The 16,860-nt window shown below is 27.1% G+C and carries 11 protein-coding genes; 2 read left to right on the top strand and 9 right to left on the bottom strand.

All coding sequences use genetic code 11. The features are described 5' to 3' along the window. Window positions 1-14: 14 nt before the first annotated feature. The 5 genes from ACYUDJ_RS18140 to ACYUDJ_RS18120 form a co-directional block, all read right to left on the bottom strand. Window positions 15-884, bottom strand: coding sequence for a hypothetical protein (locus ACYUDJ_RS18140; protein ID WP_460289834.1), 870 nt, complete (start codon window positions 882-884; stop codon window positions 15-17). Window positions 885-888: 4 nt separating this feature from the next. Then, entirely contained in the window at window positions 889-2,400 is a 1,512-nt protein-coding gene (locus tag ACYUDJ_RS18135) for a hypothetical protein (RefSeq protein ID WP_460289833.1), read from the bottom strand. Between the two features lie 11 nt (window positions 2,401-2,411). Then, entirely contained in the window at window positions 2,412-7,631 is a 5,220-nt protein-coding gene (locus ACYUDJ_RS18130; RefSeq protein WP_460289832.1) for an Ig-like domain-containing domain, read from the bottom strand. A 61-nt stretch (window positions 7,632-7,692) separates the two neighbouring features. Continuing rightward, complete coding sequence (locus ACYUDJ_RS18125) at window positions 7,693-8,217, bottom strand: hypothetical protein (protein ID WP_460289831.1); 525 nt, start codon at window positions 8,215-8,217, stop codon at window positions 7,693-7,695. 252 nt (window positions 8,218-8,469) lie between these two features. Next, window positions 8,470-9,663: an RNA-guided endonuclease TnpB family protein gene (locus tag ACYUDJ_RS18120; protein ID WP_460289830.1), complete on the bottom strand. Its 1,194-nt coding sequence runs from the start codon at window positions 9,661-9,663 to the stop codon at window positions 8,470-8,472. A 157-nt stretch (window positions 9,664-9,820) separates the two neighbouring features. Here ACYUDJ_RS18120 and ACYUDJ_RS18115 point away from each other — a divergent pair, with 157 nt between their 5' ends. Then, the gene (locus ACYUDJ_RS18115) at window positions 9,821-10,021 is read left to right on the top strand and encodes a helix-turn-helix domain-containing protein (RefSeq protein WP_460289829.1); all 201 of its coding nucleotides are present in this window, start codon (window positions 9,821-9,823) and stop codon (window positions 10,019-10,021) included. A 480-nt stretch (window positions 10,022-10,501) separates the two neighbouring features. Here the strand turns inward: ACYUDJ_RS18115 and ACYUDJ_RS18110 are convergent, their stop codons facing one another. Together ACYUDJ_RS18110 and ACYUDJ_RS18105 are read right to left on the bottom strand one after the other, a co-directional pair. Further along, window positions 10,502-15,043 (bottom strand): NlpC/P60 family protein, encoded by a 4,542-nt coding sequence (locus ACYUDJ_RS18110; protein WP_460289828.1) that lies wholly within the window; start codon window positions 15,041-15,043, stop codon window positions 10,502-10,504. Between the two features lie 212 nt (window positions 15,044-15,255). Further along, window positions 15,256-15,591, bottom strand: coding sequence for a hypothetical protein (locus ACYUDJ_RS18105; protein ID WP_460289827.1), 336 nt, complete (start codon window positions 15,589-15,591; stop codon window positions 15,256-15,258). A 160-nt stretch (window positions 15,592-15,751) separates the two neighbouring features. On the opposite strand from ACYUDJ_RS18105, the gene ACYUDJ_RS18100 reads away from it, so the two are divergent. Then, window positions 15,752-15,958 (top strand): LLM class flavin-dependent oxidoreductase, encoded by a 207-nt coding sequence (locus tag ACYUDJ_RS18100; protein WP_460289826.1) that lies wholly within the window; start codon window positions 15,752-15,754, stop codon window positions 15,956-15,958. 35 nt (window positions 15,959-15,993) lie between these two features. Here the strand turns inward: ACYUDJ_RS18100 and ACYUDJ_RS18095 are convergent, their stop codons facing one another. Next, window positions 15,994-16,353 (bottom strand): hypothetical protein, encoded by a 360-nt coding sequence (locus ACYUDJ_RS18095; RefSeq protein ID WP_460289825.1) that lies wholly within the window; start codon window positions 16,351-16,353, stop codon window positions 15,994-15,996. A 194-nt stretch (window positions 16,354-16,547) separates the two neighbouring features. Next, window positions 16,548-16,802, bottom strand: coding sequence for a hypothetical protein (locus tag ACYUDJ_RS18090; RefSeq protein WP_460289824.1), 255 nt, complete (start codon window positions 16,800-16,802; stop codon window positions 16,548-16,550). Between the last annotated feature and the right edge of the window lie 58 nt (window positions 16,803-16,860).

Here is a 16,860-nt window from a genome sequence, read left to right as displayed (position 1 = left end):
AAATCACTCCTTTCTTATAACATTCCACCAAATTCATAATCTTCATTATCATTTTGATATTCAACAGAAACATCTGTAACTAAATTCGTTTCTTCATCCCTTATAATTGTAGTAATTTGTGTTTCTGCGTTTGTACGTTCTTTCTCTACTCTATCTACCTTACCATTTTCATTTCTAATTATTTTTTCTATATATTCAATATCTCCTTGTAAGTTATAATAATGAATTTGTTTAACTTGATTATTTTCATTTCTTATTAATTTGCAAGTTAAATCCATATATCTTATTGGTGGATTTTTCATTATTGTTGGAGGTCTTTGTTCTTGCCTGTTTTCACTATCATTTCTTTCTATATTTCTAATATTATCTGAAGTTTTTTCTAATTGTAAATTTACTGTATTAGGTAAAAACTTGGGCATAATTCCATCTGCTGTTATAATAGGTTCAAAATCATCACCATCTTTTAATCCTAAAGCACCTGCATTCCATATCAAACCTCTATCTGGATTATTTACTTCATGTGTACATAATCCACTTTCATTTATTTTTACGGTATTACTTGCACCAGCTATGATATTTGTATCTTTAGTGTTTATTTCTTCTATTTTTTCATTTTTAGATTTTTCTACTTTTTCTTCTAGCTTATTAAGCTTTTGTTTCAATTCTTGAATAGATTCTTCATGTTTCTCTGATAATTTTAAAGCATTACCTAATCTTTCAAAATTATCTATATCATTAATTGTTTTATCTATACTACTTATATTTAATTTTAAATTATTATTTTTAATATCATAAGTATAACCAAGTAATCTACAATCTACAGAATTAACATTATCATAATTAATAATTTCATTAAAATCAAAAGGTAAATTTACATAAGCCATAAATCTACACCTCATCTTCTACTACAAAAGTATTTTCACCATATTGAATTTTCTCATCTATATTTAATAATGGGTATTGTACTCCAATCTTATCTCCAACGTTTAAATGTTCCCACATATTTTGTTCATCTATACATTTAAGAAAATCAACATAGTCAATTGTTAAAATTACTTTTGGTTTAGATTTTTCTTTTAATTTCTTTTTCCCATCCCTATATAAATCTTCGTCATCTATATAATCTGGGGCTTCCCATTTATCCTCTATAATATAATTGTCCAATTCATCTAATTCAGTATTTGTAAAATTATTTTCTTCTTCTAAATCTATTCTAATATCATATATTCTATCTTCTACTTCTTTTAATTTATTTCTATATTCTTTAATTTCATTATCTTTGTTTTTTATATTCTGCTCTATTTCTTTTTTTATAGTTATTATGGGCTGAATACTATTTCCAGACATCATAGCAACTGAATACTTATCTTTAAACACTTCCAATTCATGTTTTAAATCTCTTAATTCTTTCTCTTTATATAACATTAATTTATTATAAGTGTTTTTTGTCATAATTAATTCTTTAAAAGTATCTCTATATTGCATAATCTTAGCTTTATATTTTGTAATAGCTATACATAAATTATCACTCATTCCATAATCACTATGTTTTGTAACTATTCCATTTTCTATTGTAAAAGGGTGCATAAAATAAGAGAAATCATCAATATAATTCTTCCCTGTAGGATTTACATTTTCTATGCTCATATTGTCTTTTCCAAAACATTGCAATCTTGTACACATAACTGAACTATCGGCATCTTGATCTTTAGATACTGATTTTAGATATTTTCTATAATCAAACACAATGTTAGAATTTTTGCCAAAATTATATTTATAATAGATATCTATAATTCTATCTTCTGTATTATATTTAATTATAGCATCAAATTTCTCTGTTAAAGATTGTAACAATTGAAGTTTGTCCCCTGTGTAAGAAAACTCTCTATAAACATCTTCATAATAAGGGTCTATGTATCCAACCGACCATTTCGTATTATTTAAAACTCCATGTGGTATTTTATCTAAGTAATTACCATTTAAAATTTGTCTTACAGTAGAAGATTCTGTGCCAAAATTGATTTTTTTATCTTTTAATTCATATTCAAGACTAAATCCTTTTACTTCGACATTGTCATTTTCTGCTGAAGATGAATTAGGTTTTATTTGCATTATAATAAACCATTGTGTTTTTTTCATAAATTTAACTAAAATTAAATACCTATCTTTAATTTGTTCTATTAAAGGATTCTTAATTAACTTTGGGAAATTATTTATAGAGGAATTAGCCTCTTCCTCTATAAATAAAGGTAGTTTAAAAGAAATTTCATCAGGAGTATTCAAAAATATTTTTAATTCAGGCTCTATGTCATTAATAGGTGAAATTATATTTCCATTTGGTTTTGCAAGAAATAACTTTGGTTTTGGAACTTCTTTTGTATAATCTAAATCAATAAACATAAAATTCCTCCTTAAATTAAAAATATTTCTCTATATTTAAATTGTAATTCAATTGCTCCTTGGACAACTGTTATAGTAGTACCATCCACAGGTATTCTTATCCAATCATTATTGAAATTCTTATATCTATCTTTATCAAGACTACTTATAATTTCTTGCCTATCACAATTTATATATAAAGATTCATTTTGCAACAACCCATTTAGTCCATCCTTTAGCTTTTTACCACTTAATATTCCATTTACACACGTTGTTTTCATTAAAATATTTCCTTTTTCACCTACAACTTTATATTCAATATTTATACCACTATAGCTTTTCCCATATTTAACTTTATCTACTATATTTATATCTACAATGCTATTTTGATTTTCTAATATCTTATTATACAAAGCTAAAATACAATCTCTTGAAGTTGGGTCTTCACCACCAATTAAAGTTGGGTATTCCCATTTTGCAATTTGTTTTTCCCTGTTTAAAAACTCTTCTAATTTCCCTATATCTTTTTCATTAATTAAATAAGGTGTTTGTACTAACTTTGTAACATTAGACAAGCATATAATGTTATTATATTTTATACCTGATAACATATGTGTTACTGTTATACTATTTGAACTATAATAACAAGTATATTTATCTTTATTATATCTTTCTGGTTTATCATTCTGCTTTTCTATTGTTTCTGCTAATGTTTTTATAGCATTACTTTGATTACAATCTTTTCCACCTGTTAAAGTTGGATTTAAGAATTTGTTTGCGATATCTACTTTATCCACTAAACTAGTAACCACATTCCCTTTTTCACCCATTTCTAATGCTAAAAATTCATTTTCATCATCATTTGCTCTTTGACATGCAACAGTTTTATGTTTAAATGTTCTTAGACTATATTCAATACCACCTGTTCCTGTATCATTGATAGCTTTTACTATATTTTCTAAAGTTTCATTTTTATCATAACCGACTTTTATTTGATATGGGGCAGTAAATAGATAATCTTCTGCTTCCCTATTATTATACATTTTATATAAATTTGTTATCTCAATTGTACTAATATAATTAATCGTTCTGATATTTTCTTCAAATTCTATATATATCCTATTTCTGCTTAATTCTTTAATACTTTTTACCCTATGAAATTCTATCCTTTTATTATTTGGTATTACATTTGCTGTATTTTCAAAATCTGTTTCGGAGTTTACTATATCATTTTCAGGAGTATCTATTATCATATCTATTCTAATTATATCTCCAGCATTTATAGTTTTTACTTTTAATTTTTCTGCAAACGCTTTTATTTTCCTTTCTGTTTCGTATCTATTATTTCCACCTAACCTTAAAGCTCCATTTGTTGGGATATTAGGCACACCTGTAACGTTCTTCTTGGTATTATCTTCAATTACTACATCACTTGCCTTTGCACCACCCACGACTAAATCACCTTTTTTAAAAGGCAAAGATAATTTCTCCTCAAATGTCATAGTTCCAACATTTATAAAATCATATCCCATGTCACCTAAATACCTTATGGCATTGTACATATCTGTACCTGTACCATATACTTTAGCTTCTTTAGGTACTTTATATTTCACAGTAATTCCATTTAATGCAATATTAGTTTCGTATCCATCACCTAAATCACCAGCACTTTGTGCATTTTTAACTAACATTGCCCAATCTTCCATAGCTTTTTTAGTTCCATCTCTTCCAGGGTTGCTTGCAGTTCCTTGTAATCTTCTAGCAGGATAAATATTGATTCCTCTAGGAATACCTGCTGCCCTTTCTTTTCTTTTGTCATTTGGATTATCTATCTGTGGAGGTGTAGGTTTTAAATTTCCATTGCTATCTAAATCATTAGGAAGAACACCTGCTAATTCTCCACCTATAACTATATCTCCAACTTTAAAAATAATATTATTTTTATCTGAGTATGACATTCCTGCGGTATCTATTATTTCATACCCTAATTCTGATAAAATATTTATTGCATTAGTATAATCGTCAGGTATCTTATTAACTACTGTTCCAGTTTTTGCAGCATATGCTTTAGCACCAATAGGTACTTTATTTGGAATAAGCATGTTCATATCTACTGTAAAATCTAAATCTGTTCCTTCATATAAGTAAATATCATCTTTTGCCCTCATATTTTTAATTTTCTTAGGTATTTCATCTTTATCTAATAATAATCTATTATCAGATAAACTTATATTCCTATCAACATCTATTTCTACTGCACTACTCTTATGGTCTACACTAAATATCATCATTAATGTATCTTTTTTATACATACTTCTATTAATATAAGCTCTATCTTTTATTTTTTCTTTATATTCTAACATTTTCTTTCTAGTTTCAACTCTATTTATTCCAAAAATTCTAGTTGCACCATTTGTAAAAATAGCCAAAGGAATATTATTAATAGCTGTACCGTCAACAATAGTTCCATCATCTTTATAATCACTAGAATTCTTTCTAAAGTCACCACCTATTATAACATCTCTTTTATCTATAAAAACTTTATTTCCTTCAGTATCATATAATTCCATACCACGTACAATCCAATTATTGGTCTTAATAACTTGTAATCCTAATGGTTCAAATATTTCTTTAGCGTTTGCATAATCTCCTTTATTTCCATTTCCATCTGGAGAAGAATCTCCTGCAAATATTCTAGGTTTTTTAGATAGTTTAATATTCTCATTTCCATATACATAATATTTTTCATCTATCTCCCACATTGGATATGGATAAATACTAATTCCATTTCCTTGGGAGCTTATTCTAGTAAAACAATTAACTATTTCGTCTTTTGAATTTTTAATATATACACCATTTTCTATACTAATAACAGGGGCATTGAAACTAATTGTAAAATCTTTATTTGTAGCTACATTATAAAAATTCCTATCAACTATTTTTTCTTCATTGATAGTATCTTCTTCATTGATATCATCTTTAATTGAGGGGTCTTTTTCTGTAATTAATTTAATTCTTAAAGGTTCGTCTATATAGCCACTTTGGTCATCATATTGAACCATCTTACTAATATATAGAAAATAAGTAGTATTGTACTCTAAATTTTCACTAGGAGTAATTTCTAGTAATTTAGTGTTGCTTGTTTTATAGGAATAAAAAACTGCTATTTGTTTATTATCTCTAGTTCTTAAATCTACTAACCCATAAGTTCTATTTATTTGATTTAAATTTAATCTTTTAGGAAAGGGAACTGAAAAAGGTTTATCTATAGGGACATTGCTATAAAAGTCATCACAATCTAAATCTATATTTGCAGAATTATCTTTTGTTGTTGTAGTAAATGTTATAATCTTTTCACTTCTTACCACACTCATGTCATTTAAATCTAATATATTTGTTGTAAAATATAATTTATAAGTTTTTCCTTGCTCATATTTAACTACAGGTTGAACAACTAAAGATTTCCCACCATTTGTAACATTTAAATTGACATCCACTTTTTCTTTTTTATCATTTAAAACATAAATATTGTCTTTATTTATAGTGCTTTGTTTAAATTTATGTGGTGAATTAAATGTAAAAGCTTTTACAGTACTTATATTTGTAAAAGTTTCATTTTCAGAACTTTGTCCTTCTTTTTTAGTATGTATTTTAATTTTTCTAATATTTTTTATATTAGACCCTTTTTCATATTTAATTCCTTTTGTAACTTGAATTGTGTATGATGTGTCATATTCATAACCATTTTTAGGTAATATACCTATTACTTTTCCTAAATCTGAAGGCATACCATAATCAAATAAAATAGGTATTTTATGACCTTCTAAATCTTTAACAATTATTGTATCTTCTGTTATCGTATCCTTATCTATAGCTTTATCAAATTTAATTACTACTCTATCATTTATTCCAACATCTTCTATAGAGTCTTGATAATCTTCATTGCTTTCTCCGTCCCATAAAACCATAACAAAATCTTTATCTAAATATTTCATTTTTCTAATACCTAAATCAGAAGGATTTTTAGTTACATTTCTTACTAAACAATTATCTATTTTTTTAAACTTAGGAGTCATTACTGTAACATTATCTTGTTTTGTATTAACTTTATCACTTTTGACAGTTATATTTGTTTCTAATCCATCACTTAACAAATGGTCAGTCATTTTTATAATAAATTCATTAGTACCTCCTACCATAGTATAAGTTGTTTCATCTATTTTCATTGTCTGATTAGGCATTAAATTCGAATTTAAATGTAATGTTCCTTTTGCCCTACCACAATAATCTGAAATATCTACCTGTACATTTGATGGTGCAAAAATATTATTATTATCAAACTCAAAAGTCTGGTCTCCTATAGTTACTGTACTTCCATCTGTTACTATTCCATCTTCAAATTTTAATGTATTATGTGCTTTTGTCCCACCTTTTACAGGTACTAATATATTATTAATATCATATTTATTTTTAGTTTTATTATCTCCTAGATCAAATTCATATGTTTTATCTGATAATTTAAATATTTCACCATCATAAGCAGTTCCATCTAAATCAAAATTTCCTTTTGCTTTTTCTCCTTGTTTAAATATAAAATCAAATTTATCTTTACTTTTATTATTTAGATAATCTATATAATTATCAGGTTCAAAAGCATTACTTTTTAATTCTATAGTTTGATTTTCTACTAAGTTTTTTATACTAACTTCTGGACGATAAGCCATATCTCCATCATTATAAACAAAAACTCTATCACCTTCACCTAAAGTATATTTTACTGTTGTTTTTTTAGGAGAATAACAATATGGAGAATTAGTTTTAAATCTAATTGTTATATAACCTTGTGGTAAACATGCATGATGTAAATTAGATACTCCTTCAACTATAGCAAAATAAATTCTTGTAGGCTTATTAATATCATAATCTCCATTTTCATCTATTTCACAATCTTCACTAAACCATAATTCTTTATAACCATCTAGTACACTTAACCACTTAGCAACTTTTCTTAAAATATTTTTGTCCATTTTAATATTATCTTTAAAAGCTAATTTTAATTCAAAAGACTTCTCTTGTTCTTCAACACTATCAAAATAAGCTTTAGGTTGATATTTTATTCTATCCATACTTAATTTTCTCTCAGCTAAAAATGGTTCTTCTAAAAATCCATCATTGTCTATATTGGCATTTATTAATCCAAACTCTTTACTACTATGTCCATTAAACCAAATTTCCTCACTGGCTCTAATCAAAAAATCACCACCTTTAAAAATAGAGACCATGTAAAATTATTACACGGTCTGATTAGAACTATTATTTCTTTTTCATTACATCTACTAATTTACTAGCCATCATATTAGTGAATCTATTTGCATCATTTTCTGTTCCTTTTAAATCTCCCTGTACAATTAACTTAATATCATATTTATTTATAATACTAGATTCTTTTGAATTATTTGTTGTACTTATATTTGGTCTAGCAAATTTTAAAGCATTTGTACTCATTCCTGAATTTGGTAAACCCTTTATAAAATTATGAAGTTTTACAACTTGGTCATTATTTAATACTAATTCAGGATTATTTTCCCCATGAACCATAGCTAAACCAGTATAATCAACAACTCCGCCTGTACTAAACCCTCTAATATTATTATATTTAGCAAATTCATTTATTAGATTTGCAGTTTCATGCCTATCTTTTCCATATAACCATTTAGAACCGCTATTATAAATATTTTCTCTACCTTTCATTGTTCCACCAACAACTACATCATTTGGGCTTAAAACTTTATCAACTACGGAATCAGTATCTACAAATGTATATCCTTGTTTACTCAAATATTTTTTAGCATTTATTAAATCTATTCCTGTTGCATATACCGTTCCAATTTTCTTATTAGTTTCTCTATAGGCTTGATTTATTTTTGTTTCTAATTGTGATTTTGCATATTTTTCTATTTGTTTATCCGTCTGAACCTCCCATGACTAAAGTCACGGGGTTCTTGGGTAGTACCTACTATTGTAAGTAAATTTACCAAGCTATCCCCGTAGTTCCTACGGTTCTTATATATATTATTTAATTATTTCAATTTACATACTTACTACTTTTCTATTATTAATTATTCTTAATCCTTCATTTAAAATATTTATACTAGCATTATAATCTCTATCTATTTCTAATCCACATTTCTTACAGATATATGTCCTCACTCCTAAATCTTTAGTTTGTTGTGATTGATTCTTACAGTTACTACATAATTGACTGCTAGGATAAAATCTATCTATTTGTTGGTATATTTTACCGTACCATTTTGTTTTATATTCTAATTCTCTATTAAACTCAAAGAAGCTTGCATCAGCTATACTTTTAGCTAACTTATGATTTTTCAACATTCCACTTGTATTTAAATCCTCTAAACAAATAATATCATATTTATTAATAAAATCTGAAGTTAACTTCTGTAGAAAATCTATTCTACAATTATAAATCTTCTTATGATATTTATTTACTATTAATCTTTGTTTGTTTCTATTATTACTACCTTTTTTACGTTTACTAAGTTTTCTTTGAGCTTTTATTAATTTATCTTCATATTTTCTATAATATTTAGGATTAGAAATAACTTTATTATTACTTGTAGTTGCAAATTCTTTAATGCCCAAGTCTATTCCAACTACTAAGCCTGTTTTATTTTTATTCTCTTGTGGTATATCTACACAACACAAACTAATATAATATTTACCATCTGTATCTTTTGATAAAGTAGAACTAACTATTCTGCCTTGATATTGTCTTGAATAAGCTATTTTTACTTTTTTTAATTTAGGTAATTTAATTTTACAAAATTGCTTTCTATACTTACCTGTGGAAGTATATTTTATTTCCTTTTCAATTACTTCAATATTATTATTTGTGAAATTTATTTTTACAGACTGATAATTATTTTTATATGATTTAAACTTAGGAAAACCACATTCTTTCTTAAAGAATTTTAAAAATGTTTCATATTGATATTTTAAAGTATTTTGTAATACTGATTTTTCACATTGTTTAAGCCATATATTTTTCTTTTTAAGTAGTGTTAATAATCTTGACATTTTAGTATAGTTTAATACTGATTTATGATGTTTTAATCTATGTTTATTAATATTTAAAAAATAATTCCAAACATATCTTTTAGCTTTAAAACTTAATTCTATTTGCTTTATTTGAGTTTTGTTTGGATATATCCTATATTTAAAACCTTTTGTTATTGTATTCTTTTCAATAATTGCAGAAGTCATTTATTAACACCTCATTTTAAGACTTATGTTTGCCTTTCTAAATATAATATATCATATTCTAAATTTAATGTCAACATATTTTGTTTAGCTTTATAAATATTATATATTGACTTATAAAATATATATGATATAATCTAAATAAAAAGGAGTGATTTAAATGATTAGTTACAAACCATTATTTAGATTATTGTTAGAAAGAGATATGTCTAAAACTCAACTTCGTGAAGCAGTTGGTTTTAGCACAGCTACATTAGCAAAAATGTCTAAAAACGAATATGTTTCTATGGAAACACTTGAAAATATTTGTGTATATCTTAATTGTAATATTGAAAGTGTTATTGAATTTATACCTAAATAATTAAATAATATATATAAGAACTATAAGTTCTTTAATCATATTTTGAGGTATTGTTCACATAGGTTCGCTACTCCCCATGCAGTTCTCTTATGAACTTCTCATACTTTCGTATAACGCACAGACTATATCTTATCCCTCATCATTACATGTTAGGGTCTACCCACTTCGGTACGCTTGCACCTACTTCCCTCAAGAGGAATAGTCGTTGAAGTTTTTCCTATTCGGAATTTACCTGCTGATTACCCATTATTTTAGTGTTTAGGATTTAACCTTGCACCATCCAATTAATTTTTTCTACTTTCGTAACTTTCACACTTAGACTTATTTCATTCTTATGTTGTAGTTTAATTGGCTTTAGGGTTTCCCAGCAATTCAGGTAGTATTGGGTATTGTGACTAATACCACTACATACAGATTTCTCTATATGCTAACTGTTCGCCAACTAACTGATGACTGAAGTCACGAGTATGCGTTGGCAAGTCAATCAAATCTATTATTTCCACCTAATCTTTTTACCCCTGAAACATCAAAAGGCACACCATTTTTAGCTCCTGTTCCACCAACAATTAAATCACTTTGTGTAAATCTAATTGTTCTTGGATTTATTTTACTTGTGTCAACAAATTTATAACCTAAAGGAGCTAACCATTTCATAGCATTTTCTAAATCTTGTCCACTACCATACACCACTCCATTAAAAGGTGTCACTTTTCCATCTTGAATGTCTTTATACAATTGAATAATTGCAGCAGTTTCATATCTATTACTGCCACCTAGTCTCGTTGCGCCACCTAAATCATCTCTATTCAAGCCATTATGAGTGCCTTTTGCACCTAATACTATATCATTTTCTCCTAGTTGAATCTTTTCATGGTCTACCATTTTTGTATCTACAAAATTATATCCATCTATACCTAGTATTTTTCTAGCATTTTCTAAATCTGCTCCTGCTCCATACACATTAACAACTGCTTTATCTTTAAAATCTATCTTGGTAGTATCTAATGTCCCAAATTCTTTTAAAATATCTTGAACCGTACGTAAATTATCAATTAAATCTTTCTTTATTTTATTTCCCGTACTGCTTAATCCCTTACCAAATTTATCTTCCATGCTAATTATTGCTTTTTCTAAATCAATCATATTTCCATTTAAATCTACAATATAACCATTTAGCATAGCTTGTTTTGCTTCAAGAGTTAATTTATCATCTTCTAAAGTTTCTCCAAGCTTATCATCGTAGCCATTAATTAATTTTCCATACTGGTCTTTTGCATTTGTTAATTGTTTTTTCCTATCCTCTATTTCATAATTCATTTCATGAGAACGTTGGTCTCTTTGGGCATCTCTTAATTCTTTTTCTAATTCAGCCCTCTGTTTTTTAGCTTCTATAGAATCATTTAAATCAAGCCTATTTATTTTTTCTTGAATTTCCATTATTTTTTCATAATCATTTTGTGCAGTTTCATTTTTATCAAGTTTTCTTTTAGCTTCTTCTATTTTTTCTACTTGTTTGTCTATTGATTCTTCAAATAACTTCCTTCTTTTTTCTGCACCTTTTTTATATTCTTCATTTGTTTTTTGAATAGCCTGCTTAACTTTATCTTCTATAGAATCTATTACACTATTAAAAGTATCTTTTACATTATCAAGTTCTTTTTTATGTTTAATTAATTCCGAATTAGCTTTATCTAATTCTTTATTATACTCCTCTATTTTATCTAATAAAAAAGGTTTATTTTCTTTATAAGATTCTGCATTTAATTCTTTTATTAGATTAGTTAATCTTTTAATATTTTCTTCGTCTTGACTAATCATTTGTTGTCTTAAACCAATAATAGATTTTAAATTTTTATTTTCTTCAGTCGATAATCTTTCTATTTCATTATTAAGCATTTCTATATTGTCTTTATAAATCTGCTGTACCGCTTCATATCTTGCTGTAGCTATTTCATATCCTAAATCTTTAATACTCTTTAACATGTTAAGCATTTCTGTACCTAATTCTGAATTCTTTTCTCTCATCATTTGTATAGTTTTTTCATCATATATATTAGATTTCATTTCTTTTTCTAAAAATGCTCTTTTTTCTTTTAAAGTATTAAGTTTCTTATTACTATATTCATCTATTCTTAACAAGTAATTTATATATGTTGTATCATTCTTTCCTGATAAATCAACATCAGTTCTTAATTGAGTAAGTGTTCGATCAATGGATTTAACTCTATCATCGTATTGACCCAATTTTGCTTCTAATATTTGTATATTTATTTTATTTAATTCTTCTTGAAGTTCAAGGTTTTTCTTTTCTAAATCCATTGATTTTCCTATCAAATCCATTTGCTCGTCTATTGTTGAATGTATGGAAGATTCTGACCCACCATATTCCTTCATATATTTTTTAACTTTAGGGATATAATCTTTAGTTTCCTTATAAGGTGGCACGCCACCGTATTTTTGAACTGCTCCCATACCTGCATTATAAGCGGCTAAAGCTAAATCTAAATTACCATTATATTTTTTTAGATATTTAGCAATTTCTTGTGTTCCGCCCATAATACTTTGTCTAGGGTCATATGGATTGCTTATTCCAAATTCTCTTGCATTAGCTGGCATTAACTGCATTAACCCCATTGCTCCCTTATTGGAACGAGCATTAGGATTAAAATTCGATTCTTGTTTTATTATTGCCGCAATCAAAGCAGCAGAAACACCATATTTAGCAGCCGCTTCATTTATATAACTAGCATATTGTCCACTATAATTTGATGAAGTTGTTCTATGAGTTGAAGCTCCTCCACCACTCGCATATCTTCTAGCAGTTAAATAATCGCTTCTACTATTTAAATTAGAAACTTTGATAACGTCACCTGTTTTTGGAGCATGTATATATTGTCCATTGCCCATATATAAACCAACATGGTGCGGGTCACTAGGACTGCCAAAGAAAACAGCATCGCCAACTTGTAATTGATTTTTGGATACAGGTGTACCTTGTTTTATTTGGTCATATGTAGTTCTATTCAATCCTATGCCAACCTGTTTGTATACATATTGAACTAAGCCTGAACAGTCAAAGTTTTCACTAGGACTAGAACCGCCCCATTTATATGGTCTACCTAGATATTGTTGTGCATTTCTGACAACTTGTTCTCCGATACTATTTCCCATGCCGTTAACATATGAACCACCTACTGCACCTAATGAATTAGCTAATTGTCCATTTGTAGCTATTTGTTTCTTATTTAATTCAATTTCTTGTTTAATTAAATTTTGTCTTTCTTTTAATTTTGAAATGTATTTATCACTATGTTCATATAATCTTCCTAATGCTATATTATTTTTAGTCATTTGAATTTCTAATGATTTTAAGGCTAATTCAAACTGTTTTACGGCTTCTTTAGCTTTATTTACAGCTTCTCTGTTTTTGTCAGTTTCGCCTGTATTCTCTTTTGTAGCTTCTGTACTTTTCTTTGTTTTTTCTGGGTCGGTAGGGGTAAAATCTGGTGTATTATTATCAGTAGTTATTGTACTTTTAGGTTGATTATATATACTATCTATTTTAGCCATTTGATTTTGTATATCTAAACTTGTACTTTTAAAGCCATCTATTTGTCTTTGAAAAAGATTTGACCCTGTTATCTTTGAAGTCGGAAGGGCTTTATCAAAAGCATCTGCTAATGGTTGTAAATTTCTAGCTTCCTCTTGTAAAATAAGCATTCTTTTTCTTGCTTCTTCATATGTTACTTTTGTTATTCCTATTTGTATTTGAGCTTGTTCTTTTGCTGCACCTAATTTAACCTTTGTTAGTTGGTCAACTGTTATTCCCTCAGTCTTTAAAATATCTATTTCCTTACCTAATAAGTCAGTGTTTTGAATAATCACATTTCCTTCTTTATCTTTTGTTAATATTAAACCTTTGACTTTATCATTTAAGGATTGAGACACATTGCTTAATTCCATCTCTTGGCTTTTGTTTTTATTTTTAATTGAAATTAATTTATTGTATTCATCATATAAATTAATGATAGTATTTTTTTCTTCAAGTTCATATTCTGCATTTTCTTTTATTGCACTTGCCATATCAAGGTTAGTAATTTGAGATGATGCCTTTGCTAACTCAACTATTTTTCCAGTTGCTTCATCTATGGTAAAATTATTATCTTTAAGTGCTTTTCTTAATTCTTGTATTCTTTTTTCTGTATCTTTTAACTGATTAGCAACACCGACACTTGCTCCATCTTTCATGTTCGGAGAACTTTCCATTATTTTTTTAAGTTCTTCCCTCTTTTTAATTAAGCCCTGAAGTTCATCCTGAGCTTTCTGAGGGTCTTCTGAAGCATTTTTAATACCCTCTTTGTTATTAGCTTTCATTGCGGCAGTTAAATCTTCATAACTTTTCTTTAGTTTTTTATTTTCTTCTCTTATTTCTTTTTGATGCTTTATGTGTTTAATGACTGCTGCTGTCGCTACCCCAACTGCTGTTGCAATTCCTAAGAATATTAAACCTGCTGGTGTTGTCACTAAATTAAGCATAACTGTTCCTAAAGTTGAAAATGCACCTTTTAATTTACTTATGGATGGCAATCCTGCATCGGTAATATTAAATAATGTTTTAAATGTTTTACTTATTGAATATAAATCTTTTCCATCCTTTAAAATTTTAAAAAAATCTTTAAATCTTTTTGCTAGTAAAATTGTTGTTGGTAATAAAACTAACAAACTTAATTTTATACCTTTACTTGAATTAACCAGTGCATCTAAGACACCGACCAATTTAGTTCCCGTTTGAACTATTACTTTTAATGCATCACTTGAAATTAAAGATTGATAAAATTCTTCCCAAGTATGTTTAAATTTATTAATCTTTGCTTCAAGGGAATTTCCATATATTTTATCAAACTTATCTTGAGAATTACCTGCTGCGTCTCCTACTTTTTTTAATAAATTATCTGTTGTTTTTAAATTATTCATTAAAACCAAAAAATTCTCTCTTTGTCTCGTCAATTCTATTACTTTCACTTATTTAAAAAAATAAGCTACAGACCATAATTTTTATCATGGCGGGAACGGTACTTCTTTAGATGATTATTTCACATCGACCGTCCCTCTCTATGTTTCCATAGACGTTTAGACTATAACTTCATCCTATATTTTTATAGGAGGCGAACGTTTAGTCGTTACGGATTTTTTATTTTAATTAATTTTAATAATATTGTATTTTATTATTATGTTTATAACTCTAAAACAATTATGTCATCTATATATTCTAGCTCAATATCTCCAAAATCATCATTCCAACTAAGCAATCCTAATTTAGAGATTCCGAATATACAATTTTCTATATAATCTTCTCCATCATCAGTATTTAAACAAGCTTGTCCTGTTATGAAAATATTATAGTCATTTTCCTCTACTGTGAAATTTTCCATAGCTAATGCAATATTCTCTTTTTTTATGTATGTACCGAATAGATTAATTGATTTTAGTTTGATAACTAATCTTTGAAACATTTCTTCATTTTCTTTTTGATAACTCTTAGCACTTTCTAGTATTTCTAATAAATACATATAACAATCCCTCCATTTACCTGTATTGGTTTAAATATCAACTTTATGGTTTAATAATAAACCTTATTCTTTAATGTGTCAACCCTTATTTTGTTTAAAATTATAAAGTATTGACTATAATTAAACTCCTTAGTATAATATTATACTAAGGAGTGATTTAATGAGCATAAAAGATGATATAAAATCCTATATAGTAAAAAGTGGCTGGACATTAACCCAAGTACAAGAAGAATTAAATAAAAAAAATAATACAAATTATTCTGTACAAAATCTTAGCAAAAAGCTTAATAATGAGACTATTAAATACAAAGAATTATTACAAATAGCTCAAATAATTGGATATGAAATCAAATGGATAACAAAATAAAAGTGTACCATATAAGGTACACATACATATATTAATTATTTTATTACTAAGTCATAACAATCTACTTTTTCTTTATCATAATCAACAACAATTCTACAACTAAAAGTGCTTTTTACTTTTGCACCAAAACTATTTTCTGCGTTTACATAAGACTCTATCTTATATTCATCCTTTCCTAGTTTTGTTATTTTCGCTTCACTTGCACTTGGGAATTCTGCTGTTGATGGTGATTTTAACTCGTCTTCTACATAAGATTTTGCTGTTTCATACGCCTTATATCTTTCTTCACTTTCATCTCCTCTACCTGAGCTATCGCTACATCCAACAAAAATTCCTAAACATAATATAATACTTAAACATAATAATACCGTTTTAAAAAACTTATTTTTCTTCATTACAATTCCTCCAATTCCATAGCTTTCCTATTATGATTTTAACATGTATTGGAGTTTCATACAATATTCATAATTGTTAAAATATATTTTTATAAAATTAATTAAAATAAAATCTTTCCTCGGAATTGCCATATCATTTCTGACTTAGGGTTCTTCCGATATGGTTCGCTTTTAAAATATACATTACTGTATACTCAGGCACACATTCTACCTGCAAGACTTTTTGAGATATCTGTTTTTTCTAAATCATTTAAATCTTTCCATTTTGGTTTTAATTCCTCTATAATTTGTGAAAATTCTTTAAAGTGATATTGGTCTTTTCTTATTGCTATTCCAACTTTATTTAATGAATTTTCAACATTGGAAATTGTTCCTCCATCTTCAACATTAATATTTTGTTTTATGTCTTGGAATCTGGCGAATATGGTTTTGCTTTCTGTTACTTTCACTTGTAGAAACAAGTTACTGACTATAACAAATTATTTTATTATAGCGATTTTGGTACTT

This window comes from Clostridium sp. CTA-6, assembly GCF_054768115.1.
This window is presented reverse-complemented; position numbering and strand designations above follow the sequence as displayed.